Annotated in this window: 16 protein-coding genes and 1 pseudogene; 4 read left to right on the forward strand and 13 right to left on the reverse strand. The window is 45.8% G+C overall.

The features are described from left to right. Window positions 1-344: 344 nt before the first annotated feature. The 3 genes from fsa to spo0F form a co-directional block, all read right to left on the reverse strand. The gene (fsa, locus tag ABZM97_RS19270; RefSeq protein WP_087992716.1) at window positions 345-983 is read right to left on the reverse strand and encodes a fructose-6-phosphate aldolase; all 639 of its coding nucleotides are present in this window, start codon (window positions 981-983) and stop codon (window positions 345-347) included. A 119-nt stretch (window positions 984-1,102) separates the two neighbouring features. After that, the gene (locus ABZM97_RS19275) at window positions 1,103-1,960 is read right to left on the reverse strand and encodes a class II fructose-bisphosphate aldolase (protein WP_087992717.1); all 858 of its coding nucleotides are present in this window, start codon (window positions 1,958-1,960) and stop codon (window positions 1,103-1,105) included. A 178-nt stretch (window positions 1,961-2,138) separates the two neighbouring features. Then, window positions 2,139-2,513, reverse strand: coding sequence for a sporulation initiation phosphotransferase Spo0F (gene spo0F / locus ABZM97_RS19280; RefSeq protein WP_003227621.1), 375 nt, complete (start codon window positions 2,511-2,513; stop codon window positions 2,139-2,141). A 165-nt stretch (window positions 2,514-2,678) separates the two neighbouring features. Between spo0F and ABZM97_RS19285 the strand changes: the two genes are divergently transcribed. Continuing rightward, window positions 2,679-3,200, forward strand: a complete 522-nt coding sequence (locus ABZM97_RS19285; protein WP_289348563.1) for a DUF2529 domain-containing protein — start codon at window positions 2,679-2,681, stop codon at window positions 3,198-3,200. An 83-nt stretch (window positions 3,201-3,283) separates the two neighbouring features. Here ABZM97_RS19285 and pyrG read toward each other — a convergent pair whose 3' ends face one another. The 4 genes from pyrG to ABZM97_RS19305 form a co-directional block, all read right to left on the reverse strand. Continuing rightward, window positions 3,284-4,891, reverse strand: coding sequence for a glutamine hydrolyzing CTP synthase (gene pyrG, locus ABZM97_RS19290; protein ID WP_289348564.1), 1,608 nt, complete (start codon window positions 4,889-4,891; stop codon window positions 3,284-3,286). Between the two features lie 238 nt (window positions 4,892-5,129). Beyond that, on the reverse strand, window positions 5,130-5,657 hold the full coding sequence (gene rpoE / locus ABZM97_RS19295) for a DNA-directed RNA polymerase subunit delta (RefSeq protein WP_202327921.1): 528 nt from the start codon (window positions 5,655-5,657) through the stop codon (window positions 5,130-5,132). A 182-nt stretch (window positions 5,658-5,839) separates the two neighbouring features. Next, window positions 5,840-6,979, reverse strand: a complete 1,140-nt coding sequence (acdA, locus tag ABZM97_RS19300) for an acyl-CoA dehydrogenase AcdA (RefSeq protein WP_253268636.1) — start codon at window positions 6,977-6,979, stop codon at window positions 5,840-5,842. Further along, window positions 6,976-9,093 carry a heterodisulfide reductase-related iron-sulfur binding cluster gene (locus tag ABZM97_RS19305; RefSeq protein WP_253268637.1) on the reverse strand — a complete coding sequence of 706 codons (2,118 nt, stop codon included), beginning with the start codon at window positions 9,091-9,093 and terminating at the stop codon, window positions 6,976-6,978. Before ABZM97_RS19305 ends, acdA begins: the two co-directional genes overlap by 4 nt. 154 nt (window positions 9,094-9,247) lie before the next feature. Between ABZM97_RS19305 and cls (ABZM97_RS19310) the strand changes: the two genes are divergently transcribed. The 3 genes from cls (ABZM97_RS19310) (at window position 9,248) to ABZM97_RS19320 (ending at window position 11,771) form a co-directional block, all read left to right on the forward strand. Further along, window positions 9,248-10,444 (forward strand): cardiolipin synthase, encoded by a 1,197-nt coding sequence (gene cls / locus ABZM97_RS19310; protein WP_087992723.1) that lies wholly within the window; start codon window positions 9,248-9,250, stop codon window positions 10,442-10,444. Between the two features lie 12 nt (window positions 10,445-10,456). Next, window positions 10,457-11,419 (forward strand): UV DNA damage repair endonuclease UvsE, encoded by a 963-nt coding sequence (gene uvsE, locus ABZM97_RS19315; RefSeq protein ID WP_087992724.1) that lies wholly within the window; start codon window positions 10,457-10,459, stop codon window positions 11,417-11,419. A gap of 79 nt (window positions 11,420-11,498) precedes the next feature. Further along, entirely contained in the window at window positions 11,499-11,771 is a 273-nt protein-coding gene (locus tag ABZM97_RS19320) for a hypothetical protein (protein WP_010328953.1), read from the forward strand. 42 nt (window positions 11,772-11,813) lie between these two features. Here the strand turns inward: ABZM97_RS19320 and ABZM97_RS19325 are convergent. The 6 genes and pseudogenes from ABZM97_RS19325 to narJ all read right to left on the reverse strand — a co-directional run. Continuing rightward, window positions 11,814-11,929 (reverse strand): annotated as a pseudogene (locus ABZM97_RS19325) (dihydrofolate reductase); the annotation flags it as partial. Between the two features lie 5 nt (window positions 11,930-11,934). Next, window positions 11,935-13,662 carry an ABC transporter ATP-binding protein gene (locus tag ABZM97_RS19330; RefSeq protein ID WP_087992725.1) on the reverse strand — a complete coding sequence of 576 codons (1,728 nt, stop codon included), beginning with the start codon at window positions 13,660-13,662 and terminating at the stop codon, window positions 11,935-11,937. Window positions 13,663-13,749: 87 nt separating this feature from the next. Then, window positions 13,750-15,252 carry a cardiolipin synthase gene (cls, locus tag ABZM97_RS19335; protein WP_087992726.1) on the reverse strand — a complete coding sequence of 501 codons (1,503 nt, stop codon included), beginning with the start codon at window positions 15,250-15,252 and terminating at the stop codon, window positions 13,750-13,752. Between the two features lie 98 nt (window positions 15,253-15,350). Continuing rightward, the gene (locus tag ABZM97_RS19340) at window positions 15,351-15,980 is read right to left on the reverse strand and encodes a YitT family protein (protein WP_202327917.1); all 630 of its coding nucleotides are present in this window, start codon (window positions 15,978-15,980) and stop codon (window positions 15,351-15,353) included. 130 nt (window positions 15,981-16,110) lie between these two features. Then, window positions 16,111-16,782 carry a respiratory nitrate reductase subunit gamma gene (narI, locus tag ABZM97_RS19345; RefSeq protein WP_087992728.1) on the reverse strand — a complete coding sequence of 224 codons (672 nt, stop codon included), beginning with the start codon at window positions 16,780-16,782 and terminating at the stop codon, window positions 16,111-16,113. Then, window positions 16,779-17,333, reverse strand: a complete 555-nt coding sequence (gene narJ / locus ABZM97_RS19350) for a nitrate reductase molybdenum cofactor assembly chaperone (protein WP_087992729.1) — start codon at window positions 17,331-17,333, stop codon at window positions 16,779-16,781. The genes narI and narJ overlap by 4 nt, the downstream gene beginning before the upstream one ends. Window positions 17,334-17,340: the final 7 nt, after the last annotated feature.

Genomic DNA, 17,340 nt, shown 5'->3' on the forward strand with positions numbered 1-17,340 from the left:
AGCTAAATAAAATGTCATTTTATTCTGTCTCTGCAAATAAAGCTCATGTCCAAAATCTAGCCAATTCGAAGAGAAAGAATACAACACATTGTAAAATATCAGGAAGAAAATAGCGAAGCTTTGCGGGGCACAGGTTTCGAAAATGCACAGAGACCCGCCGGCTTGAGAAACAACGTCGTCATCCGGCAAAAGCAGTACGCAAACACTTCATTCCGATATCAGCTTCTGCAGCCCAATGATTCCTTCTCTGTAAAGCGGCGTCAGCATCTGAAGGTCCGCTGTATCAGGACGGTGAAAAACAAAGGCCGCGGCAAACAGGCATAAGCTGTTTGCCGCCCTTTGAATTATTTATTCCAGTCTGCCAGGAATTGTTCGATTCCTTTGTCTGTTAACGGATGCTTAGTGAGTGAATGAATGACTTTCAGCGGCATGGTGCCGATATGGGCCCCTCTTAGAGCGGCTTCTGTCACGTGTTGCGGATGGCGGATTGACGCCGCAATGATTTGCGTGTCAAGACCGTGAATGTCAAAAATGGCTTTGACGTCTGAAATCAGGTCAAGTCCGTTGTGGCCGATGTCATCTAAACGTCCCAGGAAAGGAGATACATACGTTGCCCCTGCTCTGGCAGCAAGAAGCGCCTGGTTTGCATTGAAGATCAATGTGACGTTTGTTTTGATGCCTAATTCAGTAAGGGCTCTTACAGCTTTTAGACCGTCAGACGTCATCGGGATTTTCACCGTGATGTTCGGAGCGATTTTCGCCAGTTCTTTTCCTTCCTCGATCATCTCTTCAGCTTTTAAAGAAATAACCTCAGCGCTTACAGAACCTTTCACGACGTCTGTAATCTCGCGAAGACGGTCGTGGAATGATACGTTAGCTTCTTTTGCTACTAAACTAGGGTTCGTCGTAACACCGGCAAGAACTCCTAATTCATTCGCTTCTCTAATTTCATCGATATTGGCTGTATCAATAAAAAATAACATGTTCAAAAAGCCTCCCTTGAGTAAGAATTTTTCTGAATTGCGAATATGATTGCGCTTTCTAAAGATAGACGGAAAACCGCCTGTCAAGCTGTCAGGCGGCTATAAAAGTTCCAATTAAATTAAGCTTGGTTTGAAGAACCAAATTCACGCATTTTACCGATAACTGTTTCTTTAATCGCTTCACGAGCAGGTCCAAGGTATTTACGAGGATCGTATTCGTTAGGCTTAGCTGCCAATGTATCGCGAACAGCTTTTGCAGAAGAAATTTGGTTTTCAGTATTTACGTTGATTTTAGCTGTACCAAGTGAAATTGATTTTTTGATGTCAGCAGTCGGAATTCCAGTACCGCCGTGAAGAACTAATGGCAGACCAGTTGTTTTACCGATAGCTTCCATTTCCTTGAAACCAAGGTTTGGTTCGCCTTTGTAAGGGCCGTGAACAGAACCTAATGCAGGTGCAAGGCAGTCGATGCCAGTGCGCTCAACAAGTTCTTGGCACTCTTTAGGGTCAGCGTAGATTACGCCTTCAGCGATAACGTCATCTTCTTGTCCGCCGACTGTTCCAAGCTCAGCTTCTACAGATACTCCGTGGAAATGAGCAAGCTCAACAACTTTAGAAGTTGTTTCAACGTTTTCTTCAAATGGATGGTGAGAAGCGTCGATCATGACAGATGTGAAACCTGCATGAATCGCTTTCGCACAAGATTCAAAGCTTGAACCGTGGTCTAAGTGAATCGCAACAGGAACTGTCACTTTGTACTCTTCCATAAGTGCTTTTACCATAGCTACGACTGTTTTGAAGCCGCCCATGTAGCGTCCCGCACCTTCGGAAACACCAAGGATCACTGGAGATTTTTCTTCTTCAGCTGCTTGTAAAATCGCTTGAGTAAACTCAAGGTTGTTTAAGTTAAATTGTCCTACAGCGTACCCTTTTTCTTTAGCTGTATTCAACATTTCCGTCATAGAAACTAAAGGCATGTCGAATGTCCTCCTTATGTAGCCTGATTGTCTTCTAGCGAAAAAAGCTTTCCACCCTAGCATGACCCATATATTGCTGTCATATGTAAATACTCAGATCGCTTTTTCTCCATAACTAGAATACCAACTTTTCGACAAATGGGCAACACAATGACATCATTCATTTGTATCTTCTTTGTTAATTAGACTTCAGGGGCAGATATTTTTTCACGGCATCTCTGATTTCATCGATATCAAAAGGCTTCGCAAAATGCGTCAAAGCGCCCAGTTCCTTTGATTCCTGGATCATATCGAGTTCTCCGTATGCCGTCATGATGATCACCCGAATGTTTTCGTCAATGACCTTCATCCGTTTTAAAATTTCAATTCCGTCCATGCCGGGAATTTTCATGTCCAGAAGCACAAGGTCGGGCCGTTCTTTTGTCACGATGTCAAGCGCCTGCAGGCCGTTTGCAGCCTGAAACGTCTGGTAACCTTCTTTATTGAATACTTCGTTAAGCAAAATACGTATGCCGTATTGATCATCAACGATTAAAATTTTTTCATTCATCATTTTACACCCCAATATTATGATTTTCGTCAAAAGTAAGCAGTAGTGTATGTATTCTGTTTGATTTTCCTATTTCCTTTAATTATAATAGTCTACTTTACGACATTTTCTGAGCATTTTCTCTTTTGTTGTATAATGATATTGTACGTTATAAAGGAGGATTCACTTATGTTGAAAATATTTACGACGCAGTTAACAGGTATTTTTTCCCGCATTCAGGATAAGGAATCTGACGCGATTGAAGATGGGGCACGGCTGCTTGCTCAAGCGGTGATCAGCGGGCATTCCATATATATATACGGAGCAAATGAGCTTCAGGGCGTCTTATATGAGGCTGCCGAAAGCACAGAGCCGCTGCCTTCCGTCAAACCCTTTCCAGAAAGCGCTGATGAAGTGACAGAAAGCGACAGGGTGCTGATGTTTTACTCAGGGGCGGGCACTGCCGAAGAGCAGGCGCTCGCGAAAGAGCTTTATGAAAAGGGTGCGGGAATCGTATGCGTATCGCCGGCAGCTAAAGACAGCGCGGGAATTGAACAATATTGTGATGTGCATATTGATTCCAAATTAAAAATGCCGCTTGTTCCCGATGAAAACGGCACCCGTTACGGATTTCCCTCTTTAATGACGGCACTGTATGTTTACCATGCTTTATCGTTTACATTAAAAGAAATTTTGCAAGAGTATGCATAATACCTTATTGTACATGCTGTATCTTGCAGGAAACAAATAAAAAAGACTTGCCCGCTTTTAATAAAAACGGCAAGTCTTTTTTATTACTTCTGATTTGCAGCTTCGACAGACGCTCCGATAAAGCCTTTGAATAGAGGCTGAGGTCTTGTCGGTCTTGATTTGAACTCTGGGTGGAACTGAGAAGCCACGAACCAAGGGTGGTCTTTCAGCTCGATGATTTCAACAAGACGTCCGTCAGGGCTTGTGCCTGAGAAAACGAAGCCTTGTTCTTCCATTTGCTGTCTGAATTCGTTGTTGAATTCATAGCGGTGGCGGTGGCGCTCGTACACCACTTCATCCTGATACACTTCAAAGGCTTTTGTGCCTTCTTCAAGCTTACAAGGGTAAAGACCGAGGCGAAGCGTTCCGCCGAGATCCTCAACATCCTTCTGTTCAGGTAGAAGGTCGATGATCGGGTATTGAGTTGACGGATCAATTTCAGCTGAGTGAGCGCCTTTTAATCCCAATACGTTTCGCGCGTATTCAATAGACGCAACCTGCATGCCCAGGCAAATGCCCAAGAACGGAATGTTGTTTTCGCGCGCGTATTTTGTTGCGACAATTTTGCCTTCAACACCGCGGTCTCCGAATCCGCCCGGCACAATGATGCCGTCCGTTCCGCTTGTAAGCTCTTCAATGTTGCTTTCTGTTACTTCTTCAGCGTTGATCCATTTCACTTTTACATCTGTGTCGAACGCATAGCCCGCATGGCGGAGTGACTCAACGACAGAGATGTAGGCGTCAGGAAGCTCAACGTATTTACCGACAAGGCCGATCGTGATCGTTTGAGACAGATTGCTGACCTTGTTAACAAGCTCTTTCCACTCGGACATTTCCGCTTCTTTGCATTCCAATCGCATGTGCTCGCAAACAAGCTTATCAAGCCCTTGTTTTTGAAGCTCAAGCGGAATGGAGTAAAGGTTGTCCGCATCCTCACACTCGATAACCGCTTTTGTATCAATGTCGCAGAATAGCGCGATTTTATCTTTCATATCTTGAGAAATCGGCATTTCTGTACGAACGACGATGATGTTTGGCTGAATGCCCAAGCTGCGCAATTCTTTTACACTGTGCTGTGTCGGTTTTGTTTTCAATTCGCCCGCAGCTTTAATGTAAGGTACAAGCGTACAGTGGATGTACATGACATTTTCACGGCCGATGTCGCTCTTCATTTGGCGGATCGCTTCAAGGAATGGCAGTGATTCGATGTCCCCGACAGTTCCGCCGATTTCTGTAATAACGACATCTGCGTTTGTTTCTTTCCCTGCGCGGTAAACACGGTCTTTCAGCTCGTTTGTGATGTGCGGGATAACTTGTACTGTTCCGCCAAGGTAGTCTCCGCGTCGTTCTTTTTTAAGAACTGTTGAATAAATTTTACCTGTTGTCACGTTGCTGAATTTATTCAGGTTGATATCGATAAAACGCTCATAGTGACCAAGGTCCAGATCTGTTTCAGCGCCGTCATCCGTTACGAATACTTCACCGTGCTGATACGGGCTCATTGTTCCCGGGTCGACGTTGATGTATGGATCGAATTTTTGAATTGTCACGTTCATTCCGCGGTTTTTCAGCAAACGTCCTAATGAAGCTGCTACAATACCCTTTCCAAGTGAGGATACGACTCCCCCTGTTACAAAAATATATTTCGTCATTTCGTTTGCTCCTCTCTTCGCTCTTGGCTACATTTTTAAAATGTACTGTTTTATAGAAAATCATTTAGCCTTTTAAATGATTTATTAAGAAAAATGAGGGGTGAAAATAAGAAAGCTCCCTTTCAATTTCTTGAAAGGGAGCATAAACGCACTATGTTCTCTCTTCGTTTTTGAAGAGCCCAAAATACATACTACATAGTTCGACTTTGAAAGTCAAGATTGTTTTAAAGATGAGCTTTTACGATTTGAGATCCTTATCGTCGTCGTCTTCTTCGTCTTCTTCATCTTCATCAACCAGGTCTTCTTCGATCTCAAGTTCGTCGTCGTCTTCATCAAGATCTTCATCGTCAAAATCATCGGTATCAAGATCAAGTTGTTCCTCGACTTCATCCAAATCAATGTCGTCTTCGTCGATCTCTTCAAACTCGTCAAGATCAAGATCTTCTTCGACTGCTTTCTTCGCTTTTTTCTTTTTCGCTTTTACGGTCGGCTGCGTTTCTTCGTCAAGCTGATCATACGGATACCAGCTGCGAAGCCCCCAAGTCTGGTCAGAAAGCGCGAGGAAGCGGCCGTCAATGTTTAAATCTGTATAAAATTGAGCGATGCGGTCTCCAAGATCTTCTTTTGTCACGCCGAGCAAAGATGCAATTTCATTTAAAAGCTCCTGAAAAGGAACTGGTTTTTTATGTTCTTCAAATAATTCGTGAGCGATTTCGACTAAAGCCATTTCCTTTAGCTCTTCCTGTGAATATTGTTTGATACCCAAGGTCGGACACTCCCTTTCTATTACTTATATGTATCTGTTTTATCAATAATGAAAGCGTTTTTGTATCGTTCTTATACAAACCATACCTCTCATTATAAACAAAATAAAACAGAATATGCTACCCTTAACAGCGTTAATTTAAATAATTTTACAAGAGTGATCCGCCTGACAGATGTTTTGCGTCAATCCGCGAGCATTCTGGAGATGACTAGTCTTTGAATTTCTTGAGTGCCTTCATAGATTTGCGTGATCTTCGCATCACGCATATAACGTTCAACCGGATAATCTTTTGTATAGCCGTAGCCGCCGAAGATCTGCACGGCTTCGGTCGTCACCTTCATCGCCGTATCCCCCGCCAGCAGTTTGGACATGGCGGAAGCTTTTCCATATGGAAGGCCTGACGATTCAAGCCATGCCGCCTGATAGGTCAATAGCCTTGAAGCTTCTGTCATTGTAGCCATATCCGCGAGTTTAAAAGCGATGCCCTGATGCTCGGCGATTGATTTGCCGAATTGCTTTCTCTCTTTTGCATATTGAACCGCCGCATCAAGCGCCCCCTGAGCGATGCCTACGGCTTGAGCGGCAATGCCGTTTCTGCCTCCGTCAAGCGTCTTCATGGCGATTTTGAAGCCTTCCCCTTCTTCTCCTAGACGGTTTGCTGCGGGCACAACACAATCTTCGAATGTGATTTCCGTTGTCGTAGACGAACGGATGCCCATTTTCTTTTCTTTCTTGCCTGCAGAAAATCCTTCGAAATCCTTTTCTACAATAAAAGCGGAGATGCCTTTTTTCTTTTTCACGGGATCCGTGACTGCAAAAACAATGTAAATATCCGCGATCCCGCCGTTTGTAATAAACACTTTGGATCCATTTAACACATAGTCATCACCGATTCGTTCAGCAGTTGTTTTCATGCCGCCGGCGTCAGAACCGGACCCCGCTTCAGTCAAAGCGAAAGCGCCGATCTTCTCTCCGAGGGCCAGCTGTGTTAAGTGCTCTGCCTTCTGTTCTTCCGTCCCAAAGGCAAAGATCGGCCAGCTGCAAAGAGAGATATGGGCGGAAAGCGTCACACCGGTGGAGGCGCACACTTTTGACAGCTCCTCCACCGCGATGACGTAGGCCAGATAGTCACTTCCGATTCCTCCGTATTCTTCAGGCCATGGAATTCCCGTCAGCCCTAAATTCGCCATCTCCCGAAACAGCTCGTGATCGAAGCGTTCTTGTTCGTCGCGTTCTGCTGCTGACGGGGCCACCTCATGCTTCGCAAAATCGCGCACCAATTTCCTTATCATCTCGTGTTCTTCTGACAATGAAAAATTCATTGCTTCTCCCCCATTTTCTTATCAGCGCCTAAGACAGATTGGGCCAGAAGCTCTGCGACATCATACGTTTTGACCCGGTCTTCGGCTTCTTTTGCCTTTGTGCCGTCCCCAAGCATCGTGAGACAGTACGGACAGCCGGAGCTGATCACCGATGGGGTGACCGCGAGCGCTTGCTCTGTTCTGGCGACGTTAATCCTGTTACCCGTTTCTTCCTCCATCCACATTAACCCTCCGCCGGCGCCGCAGCACATGCCGGTTTCCCGGTTTCTCTCCATTTCAATCAGCTGCACGCCCGGAATGGCTTTCAAAATCTCCCTCGGCGGATCATAGACTTCGTTGTACCGTCCCAAGTAGCACGAATCATGGAAGGTAATCGTCTCTTGAAGAGGGTGCTGCGGTTTTAATTTCCCGTTCTTCACCAGCTCAGCCAATACTTCTGTATGATGAAAAACCTCGCCTTCAAATCCGAAATCCGGATATTCGTTTTTAAATAAATTGTATGCGTGTGGGTCAATCGTAACGATTTTTTTAACATGATTTTTTTCAAATTCAGAGATATTCTTTTCAGCCAGCTCTTGGAACAAAAATTCATTACCGAGGCGGCGCGGCGTATCCCCTGAATTTTTTTCTTTATTGCCGAGGATCGCGAAGGACACGCCCGCGTGATTGAGCAGCTTGGCAAAGGAGACCGCGATTTTCTGGCTTCTGTTGTCGTAAGACCCCATGGAACCGACCCAGAAAAGGTACTCAAATTCCTTTCCCTCTTTTTTCATTTCTTTTACGGTCGGAATCTCGGTATCCGGCGCCGCGTCACGCCAATTTTCACGTTCCTTGCGGTTGAGTCCCCACGGATTTCCCTGCCGCTCGATACTGGTCATAGCGCGCTGTGCGTCACTGTCCATTTTCCCTTCTGTCAGCACAAGGTAGCGGCGGAGGTCAATGATTTTATCCACATGTTCGTTCATGACCGGGCATTGATCCTCACAGTTTCTGCAAGTCGTGCACGCCCAAATTTCTTCCTCTGTGATGACATCGCCGATCAAGCTCGGATGGTATTCAAGCGCGGCGGCGGCTTCCTGCGATCCGCTTCCTGATGAGGTCGCCGCCAGCTGATTGCCTTTCGTATGCCGAAATGCTGCCGCGGGCACCCATGGCGAGCGTGAGGTGACGGCGGCGCCTTTTTCTGTGAGATGATCCCTGAGACGCAAAATCAAGTCCATCGGCGACAGCATTTTTCCGGTGCCTGTTGCCGGACACATATTGGTACAGCGGCCGCACTCAACACACGCGTACAGATCAAGCAGCTGGGACTGCCTGAAATCTTCAATTTTTCCCGCGCCGTAGCTTTCTTTCGTTTCATCGGTAAAATCTATTTTTTCAAGCTTTCCGGCAGATTCCATCCTATTGAAAAAGACATTGGCAGGGCCGGCGATTAAATGGGCATGCTTTGACTGCGGCACGTATACCAAAAAACTCAGCAAAAATAGAAGATGCATCCACCATGCGATATAGAAAATCACCGCCGCCCCTGTTTCTCCTACTCCGCCAAGCAAAAACGCAATACCTGATGCAATCGGCTCGCTCGATGAAAGCCCATGCCCATGCCAGATCAGATTCATCCCGTTTCCAAGCAGAACCGTCAGCATTAATCCTCCGATAAAAATGAGAACAAGTCCTGCTTTGAAGCCGCGTTTCAGCCTGACGAGTTTTTCAATATAACGTCTGTAGAATGCCCAGACCACAGCGATTAAAATGAGAAACGTAACGATTTCCTGAAAAAAGGTGAAGGCGGGATAGACAGGGCCAAGCGGCAGATTCCGATCGGGAGCCAGTCCTTTAATAATAAAGTCAATTGCTCCGAACTGAACCAATATAAACCCGTAGAAAAACATGACGTGAATGATTCCGCTTTTCTTGTCCTTCAGCAGTTTTTTCTGTCCGAATACATTCACCCATATGGCGCGAAGCCGTTCCCTGATCCGATTATCAAAATGTTCTTTCTGCCCGAGTCTGATGTAGGCCAGTCTCGTTTTGACCAAGTAGACAAACAAATAAACAGCGTAAGCGGTTACAACCAGAAATAACAATGCATTTGCGATGAGAAAGCCGCTCATTCCAATTCCCCCTTTTTACTGATAAAGACCGCGATCCCCTACCTCCGAATCTGTATAAGATTACCTTTATGATAAATAATGAATGAGTGTTCAGTCAATAATTAAATTCCCGCTGTTAGGGCACACTACCCTTACTACAGAAAGGAGTGCCGGGATGAAGATATTTTTCGTGATTCTTATCATTGGCATTATACTATTGGCTTTCATACTGTTTGATATCTTCATGGGGCGTGCCGTTTACAAAAAAAACGCGTACGAGCCTGTTTTTTCAAAAAAGAAGAGTGATATCGAATTGATCCACTGCGGTGCTGATCTTGTGGAACGGATGATGAAAGATATCAGCCAGGCCGCTTCCTCTGTTCACGTGATGTTTTTTATTATGAAAAACGATGAGGTCAGCCACAATATGTTTACGCTGCTGAAAACAAAAGCCCAAGCCGGTGTTTCAGTTTATTTGCTGCTGGACTGGTCCGGCTGCCAAAAAATCAAAAAACCGGCGCTGGAGACGATGAAAAATGCCGGGGTTCATGTGCATTTTCTGAACAAACCTCGTTTTCCTTTTTTCTTTTTTCATATGCAGAAACGGAATCACCGGAAAATCGCTGTGATAGACGGAAAAATCGGTTATATCGGCGGGTTTAACATCGCTGAGGAATACCTTGGAAAGAAGGCGAAGTTCGGCAATTGGGAGGATTATCATCTGCGTATGAAAGGAGAAGGGGTGCATGATCTTCAAACGCTTTTCGCTTCCGATCTGAAACGAAATACCGGAATCGAACTTGGCACGGATGTTTGCCCGGATCGTCCGCAAGGGAATATCTCTCATAAGATTTATGCGACTGACGGTTATTCTCTTGAAAAAACGTATTTGGCAAATATCGTGCAGGCAAAAAAACGCATTACCATTTGTACACCGTATTATATTCCGACAAAACCGCTTCAGCAGGCCTTGGTCAAAGCCAGAAAAAACGGTGTAGCTGTTACGATCATCGTGCCGATGAAATCAGATCATCCGCTGGTCCGAGAAGCAGCTTATACCTATTATTCGGAGCTCTTGGATGCCGGCTGCCTGATCTACCGTTTTTATCAGGGGTTTTATCATGTGAAAGCCCTGATCATTGACGATCATTTCAGTATCATCGGAACCGCCAATTTTGATCAGCGAAGCTTTTTTTTAAATGAAGAAGTGAATGTTGAAATCGATAATGAGGCATTTACAAAAGAAGTCTATGCCACGATTGAAGAGGATATGAAAAGGTCGGAGCTGCTGACAAAGGAAAATTTCAAAAAGCGCACGTTCAGGCAGCGTCCGGCGGAATGGCTTGGCAGAGCATTATCTTATTTTTTATAAAGGAGAGTTCCTATGATTTTCAGATTCGGGTTCGTTTCAAACGCGATGAGCCTTTGGGATGCGTCTCCCGCTAAAACACTGACATTCGCGCGTTATTCCAAGCTTGCAAAGGATGAAAGACAAGAAGCCCTGCTGTCCGTAACAAAAGCCAATTTGCAAAATACACTGAGAACCCTTCACTATATCATCGGCCACAGCATTCCTTTGTACCGTTTTTCCAGTTCGATTGTTCCGCTGGCCACGCATCCCGATGTCATGTGGGATTTTGTAACACCGTTTCAAAAAGAGTTTCGGGAGATCGGGGAGCTTGTCAAAACACATCATCTGAGAACAAGCTTCCATCCAAACCAATTCACCCTGTTTACTAGCCCGAAGGAAAATGTCACAAAAAATGCGGTAACCGATATGGCGTATCACTACCGCATGCTTGATGCCATGGGCATTGCTGACCGCTCTGTTATCAACATTCATATCGGCGGCGCTTACGGAAATAAAGAAACCGCCATTGCACAATTTCATCAAAATATAAAGCAGCTGCCTAAGGAAATCAAACAGCGGATGACGCTTGAGAATGACGATAAAACATATACGACGGAAGAAACGCTTCAGGTTTGCGAACAAGAGGACGTTCCATTCGTCTTTGACTTTCATCATTTTTACGCCAATCCAGATGATCAAGCTGACCTGAATGAAGCACTGCCCCGGATGATCAAAACGTGGGAGCGGATTGGGCTGCAGCCGAAAGTTCACCTGTCCTCTCCAAAATCGGAGCAAGCCATACGCAGCCATGCCGATTATGTTGACGCCAACTTTTTGCTGCCGCTGTTGGAACGCTTTAGGCAATGGGAAACCAATATTGATTTCATGATTGAAGCAAAACAGAAAGACAAAGCGCTTCTCCGCCTGATGGATGAATTAAGCTCCATCCGCGGTGTCAAACGCATCGGCGGAGGCACACTGCAATGGAAATCATAAATGTGCATTATCAGGTTTAAGGTTCGTCCGCCCTGGGAACATACGCTATATAAGACAACAATGATGGAGGAGAAAGAACATGAAAAATATCAAGTCTCTAAAAGTAGCCGCACAGGCATTTACTTTAAGAAATTTGATTCATCTTTATAAAATGTGCCATTCCGGCAGCCACGAGGTCTATATTTATTCGAAGAAAACGATGTGCAAAATCAAAAACTTAATTGAGCTTGAGACGTTCCGCATGGCTCATGATGAGAAAGAATATCTCATTGTAGTGGAAGGCACAAAAGCGTCCCAGCTGGTTGAAAAGTTTCAAAATATCATCGAACCTGCTGAAAAAGAAGCGCTCTGACTTACATATAAAAAGGATAGACGTCGATGTCTATCCTTTTTCTTATGATCTTACATAATGAAGCTGAACCGCCTGTCCAAATTGTTTCAGCCCTTTTAACCGCAACTTTTTTTCATATGTTAACTCGTGAAACAGCGGGATGCCTAGACTGGAATAATATTTTCTAACCCTGCACCATTTGCCCGAATTGCGCCTGATGCAGCCTGCTGTAAAGACCGCCGGCTTCAATCAGGTCTTGATGGCGGCCTTGTTCTTCAATACCGTTGTTTGTGACGACCACAATTCTGTCCGCGTCTTTGATCGTCGCCAGCCTGTGGGCGATCACGAGCGTCGTGCGCCCCTCGGACAATTCTTGCAGCGCCTTTTGGATCGCCGCTTCTGTTTCTGTATCAAGGGCAGAAGTTGCTTCGTCGAGAATCAAGATCGACGGATTTTTCAAGAACATCCGCGCAATTGACAGACGCTGCTTTTGCCCGCCGGAAAGCTTCACGCCCCTTTCACCGATGATGGTATCCAATCCATCCGGCATGTGATGGACGAGCTCTTCCAGATGCGCCCGCTTCACAGCCTGCCAGATTTCCTCTTCTGATGCGTCCAGACGGCCATATGCAATATTCTCTCTAAGCGTGCCCGAGAACAAGAAAACATCCTGCTGCACGACGCCAATCTGCCCCCGCAGTGAAGACAGCGTCATGTCTTTTATGCTGATGCCGTCGATCGTAATGTCGCCCCCTGATGCTTCATAAAAGCGCGGAAGCAGACTGCAAAGCGTTGATTTTCCCGCGCCTGACGGACCGACGAACGCAACTGTTTCCCCCGCTTGAATGGATAGGTTTATGTCATCGAAAACACTGTGATGGTCGTCATAGCCAAACGAAACATGTTCATAGCGGATATTGCCCCCCAGAGCGGAAACATCTCTCGCATCAGGAGAATCCTGAATATCCGGCTCTGTCTCCATCAGTTCCATATAGCTTTTGAAACCGGCGATTCCCCTTGGATACATTTCGATAATGGCGTTAATTTTGTCAATAGGCCTGAACAGCACGTTCGTCAGGAGCACAAACGCCACGAATTCCCCGTACGATAAGGAACCGCGAATGACAAACCACGTTCCGCACAAAAGGACAAACAATGTGACAAACCGAGTCAGCATGTAGCTGATTGAACCGTTTTTCGCCATAATTTTGTATGAGGAAAGCTTTGTGATACGGAAACGCTGATTGTTGACGGCGAAGCGTTCTTTTTCAAACGCTTCATTGCCGAACGCCTGCACGAGCCGGATGCCGCCGATATTATTTTCCACACGCGCGCTGAAGGCTCCGATATCTTTGTTCAGCGCGGTAAACGCTTTGGTCATTTTTTTGTTGAAATAAAGCGCGAGCCATATGACAATCGGCATGATGATAAACGTTAGTAATGCCAGCTGCCAGTTAATAAACAGCATCACCCCGAACGCCCCGAGAATGGTCATGATGGCAATGAATAAATCTTCCGGGCCGTGATGGGCAACTTCGCCGATGTACATTAAATCGTTCGTCAGCTTCGACATGAGCGTTCCCGTCTTGTTGTTGTCGTAAAATTTGAATGAGAGCTTTTGCAAATGGTCAAAAAGCGATTTTCTCATATCGGTCTCGATATTGATCCCGAGCATATGCCCCCAGTATGTCACGATATACTGGAGAGCCGAGCTGAGCGCGTACACCGCAAATAATCCGATTGAAGTTGCAATGATCAGGCCCCAGTCCCTGCCCGGAAGCAAGGTATCAATAAAATAATTGACGATCAAAGGAAAACTCAGCTCCATTAAGCCTCCCGCGATCGCCGAAAAAAAGTCGAGAAAGAACAACGTTTTATATGGTTTATAGTATGAAAAAAATTGCCGCAGCACCCTATCTTCCTCCAATGCATAAATAACTGATAACTTTTCTCAATTATACTATACACTGTCTGTATTTAAAGATCAGATTTCTTTTTCTTACAGAACGCCTGAAAATAGACGGGCAAAGGATTCTTTTGTCCGGTCGGTCACCCCTCTTTTGTAAAAGGCGACAGGGGTGAGTTTTTCACTGTCCAGCATATCCTCTTCAAAATGATCTTCAAGGGTGCGTATCGCTTCGGCATCCGTGAAGAACACGTTCACTTCAAAGTTGAGCTGGAAGCTGCGCATGTCCATATTCGCTGTGCCGACCGAGGCGAGATCGCCATCAACAATCATCACCTTTTGATGCATGAAGCCTTTTTGGTAGGAGTACACTTCAATGCCCTCAAGAAGCAGCTCCGGGAAATAGGATCTCGACGCGTATTGCGTCAAAAAGCTGTCGTTCGTCTCCGGCACCATGACCCTTACTTCTACTCCTTTTGTCGCCGCCGCTTTCAGCGCCGTGCGAATGGACTCATTCGGGACAAAATAAGGCGTGGCGATCCAGATTGATTTTTGGGCTGAAGTAATCATTTCATAATAGAGGTCGCTCATGCTTTCCTTCATGTCGGGGCCTGTCGCGACAATTTGATATATGCCCCCTCCCTCCACGGGAACAGGCATATTGTATTTCTCTTGATCTATTAACACTTCACTGGAGACGTATTCCCAATCCAACATAAAGATGGCGTGAAGCGTTTGCACAATTTCTCCTTCCAGCCGGAGGTGAGTGTCTCTCCAAAACCCGATATACGGATCTCTGCTGATATACTCCTTCCCGACATTTAATCCGCCCACAAAACCGATTTTCCCGTCGATGACTACGATTTTCCGGTGATTTCTGAAATTCAATTTTTGGTTGAAAAACCCGTATTTCAGCGGAGAAAACGGAACGATGTCCACTCCCGCTTGTTTCATTTTCATGATATCTCTTCTTGCCAGCTTGATGCTTCCTGCGGCGTCGTATAAAAACCGCACCTCGACACCTTGACGCGCTTTTTCCATCATAATGTCCATCATGCCGCGGCCGAGCATGTCCGACTTGAACATGTAGTATTCAATATGTATATAAGATTCCGCTTTCCGCATCGCTTTGAAAATATCGGGAAAGGTTTCTTCGCCGTTTTTCAGCACTTTGATATCGCTTTGCGTATTGATATTCATATGGGCAGCCCTGATGGAATACGTAAAGAACCTTTCCTGATTGTCCTTAAGACCTGTCACTTCAGGCGTTTCCTCCCTGTCAAACAGCTTCCTGAGCTTTTCCCGGTTGTACATTCGTTTTGTTTTAAAAAGCTTTCCCTTCACATAAAGCTGTCCGGAAAACAGATAAAACATGTAGCCGATGATAGGAAAAAAGACGAGAATGTGGATCCATAACAGCGTGTGCTGCGAGGTGCGGTTTTCAAGAATTAACGAATAGATGCTAAACAAAATAATGCTGACATAGCAAAGCAATCCTCCGTAAAACTCAAGCCTGGAAACCGGAAAAAACCATATGACATATGCCCCGATGAGCATGATATATAAAAAGAAAAATTCCAGTTTCCTTTTCAGCATCCTCACTCTCTCCAATCTGATTCAATTACCTCCTTATACCTCTTTTCCCTAGTCTGTAAACCTTTCAAAAAAATCCCCTCCGCACGAGGCGGAAAGGCTTAAGATGATGCTTCCTGTGATTGGCCGGGTGTGATGTTCCGGAGTAACCCGGGCTTGAGTGAATAGCTGCTTTTGATTTTATTTTTGAAGAAGCCGACGATCAAACCCGTAACCGCAATCGACACTAAGGAGAAGAGGCCTTTCAGCAATCCGACGGAGAAAATGCCGGCCAGCACTACGCCAAAATCGAAGAGAAAATTAACTGTACCCGGATTCCATCCGTAGCGCTTTTGCAGAAATAAAGCGAGAATATTGGCGCCCCCGAGCGATGCCTGATGATAAAACATGAGTGACAAGCCAAACCCGATCAGCGTCCCGCCGCAAATCGCCCCGGCAAGCGGTGAAAATGAGACAGACGGCAGCCAATGATCCGCGCTTGTAAACAGAGTCAGCGCTGTGACTGCAAATACAGTGGATAAGGTGAATGTGATGCCCATTCTGATGAGAGAAAATACATAAAACGGAATATTGATCAGAAAGAAGATCATGGCAAACGAGGAATGAAACAAGTATGACAGGCTTAGTGACAATCCGGCTGTGCCGCCGGTTAATACGTGAGAATGTCTGAGTGTCAGAACTCCGGCGCTTGTGATAAGACAAGCAGTTAAAATGAGTAAAATTCGTTTCATTCTTCACTCTCCTTTTTTAGATGATGTCATTTCCACCTACAAACATAACAGGATACCCGGCCGCCCAGCCATTGCCTTGGCAGAAAATATCTTATGTTTTCAAAAAATCCCCCTCTTGCAAGGGGGATTTTCACGAGCGTTTCCGATACACGACATAGCTTCGTGTCAGATATTTGAGTGGGAGACTGAACACGTGAACCAGTCTCGTAAACGGCCACAGGATAAAAACGACGTATCCGATTATGATATGAAGCTTAAACCATAGCGGGACATTCTCCATCAAAGAGGCGTCAGGCCTGAACAAAAAAATCTCCCTGAACCACGGTCCGACTGTTGTCCGGTAGTCAAATCCTTTCGAATCAATGTTGAGAAATGTGGCGGCAAGGCCCGACAGCATCATAAACAGCAGCAGAATAAGCGTAAGGATATCCGATGGCGAGCTGGTTTTGCGGATTCTTTTGTCAAACAGCCTTCTGTACGTCAGGATGAAAAGTCCGGTACATGCCGCGATTCCGGCAGGCAGGCCCGCGCCAATCGCCATTTTGTGATACACATGCTCTGAAATGCCAATGGAAGCGTACACGGCTTCCGGGATCAGAATGCCCATGACATGCCCGCCGATAACGCACAGCATGCCCCAGTGAAAAAGGGTGCTGCCTGCCGCAAGTTTTTTCTTTTCTAACAGCTCGCTTGATTTCGCGGTCCAGCCAAATTGGTCATGCTGATAGCGGTAAATATGGCCGCCGATGAAGAACGTCATGACAATGTATGGCATCACGCCCCACAGGATCTGCCCGCTCATGGCTGAACAGCCCCTTCAACGCTTTCACGCACGCCGATATTTTCCAGCGCGGCCAGTAGCACGTGCAGCAGCTCCGCATATATACTGGCATTTTTTTCGAGGCGGGATGCCAGTTCCCTCACATTGGACAAATACTTTTCAAACACGCTATTCGCAGCTTCAATCTCCGCAACCGCGGCAAATTCCAGCATAAGCGGGAGATAATCAGGCAGCTCTTTGTCTGTCGGCAGGAAACCGGATTGCTGGTAGGTGTTTTTTAAATGCAGCAATTCAATGCCGCGTTCCCTTTGCTCGCCTGAGTTAAAGTAGGTGACGTACATATTCGTTTTTTTCCCGAAGTCGAACGTATAGACATAGTGTTCAATCAGCGCTTTATGGGAAAAGCTGGCTGACGCCTCGAAAAAGTGCAGCAGCAGCTCCCGGATTTGCCGGTTGCCGATTTCATGGGTAAGAGCCTTCCAATCGGGAAGCTCGGCTCTCCACTCTTCGTCTGGATAAGACAGAAGACAGGAAAGAGCGGAGAACGTGATTTGCCGGTCTGTGGTGTTCATCTTGTTA

The sequence above is a fragment of the Bacillus vallismortis genome, assembly GCF_040784915.1.
Taxonomy (GTDB): Bacteria; Bacillota; Bacilli; order Bacillales; family Bacillaceae; genus Bacillus; species Bacillus subtilis_G.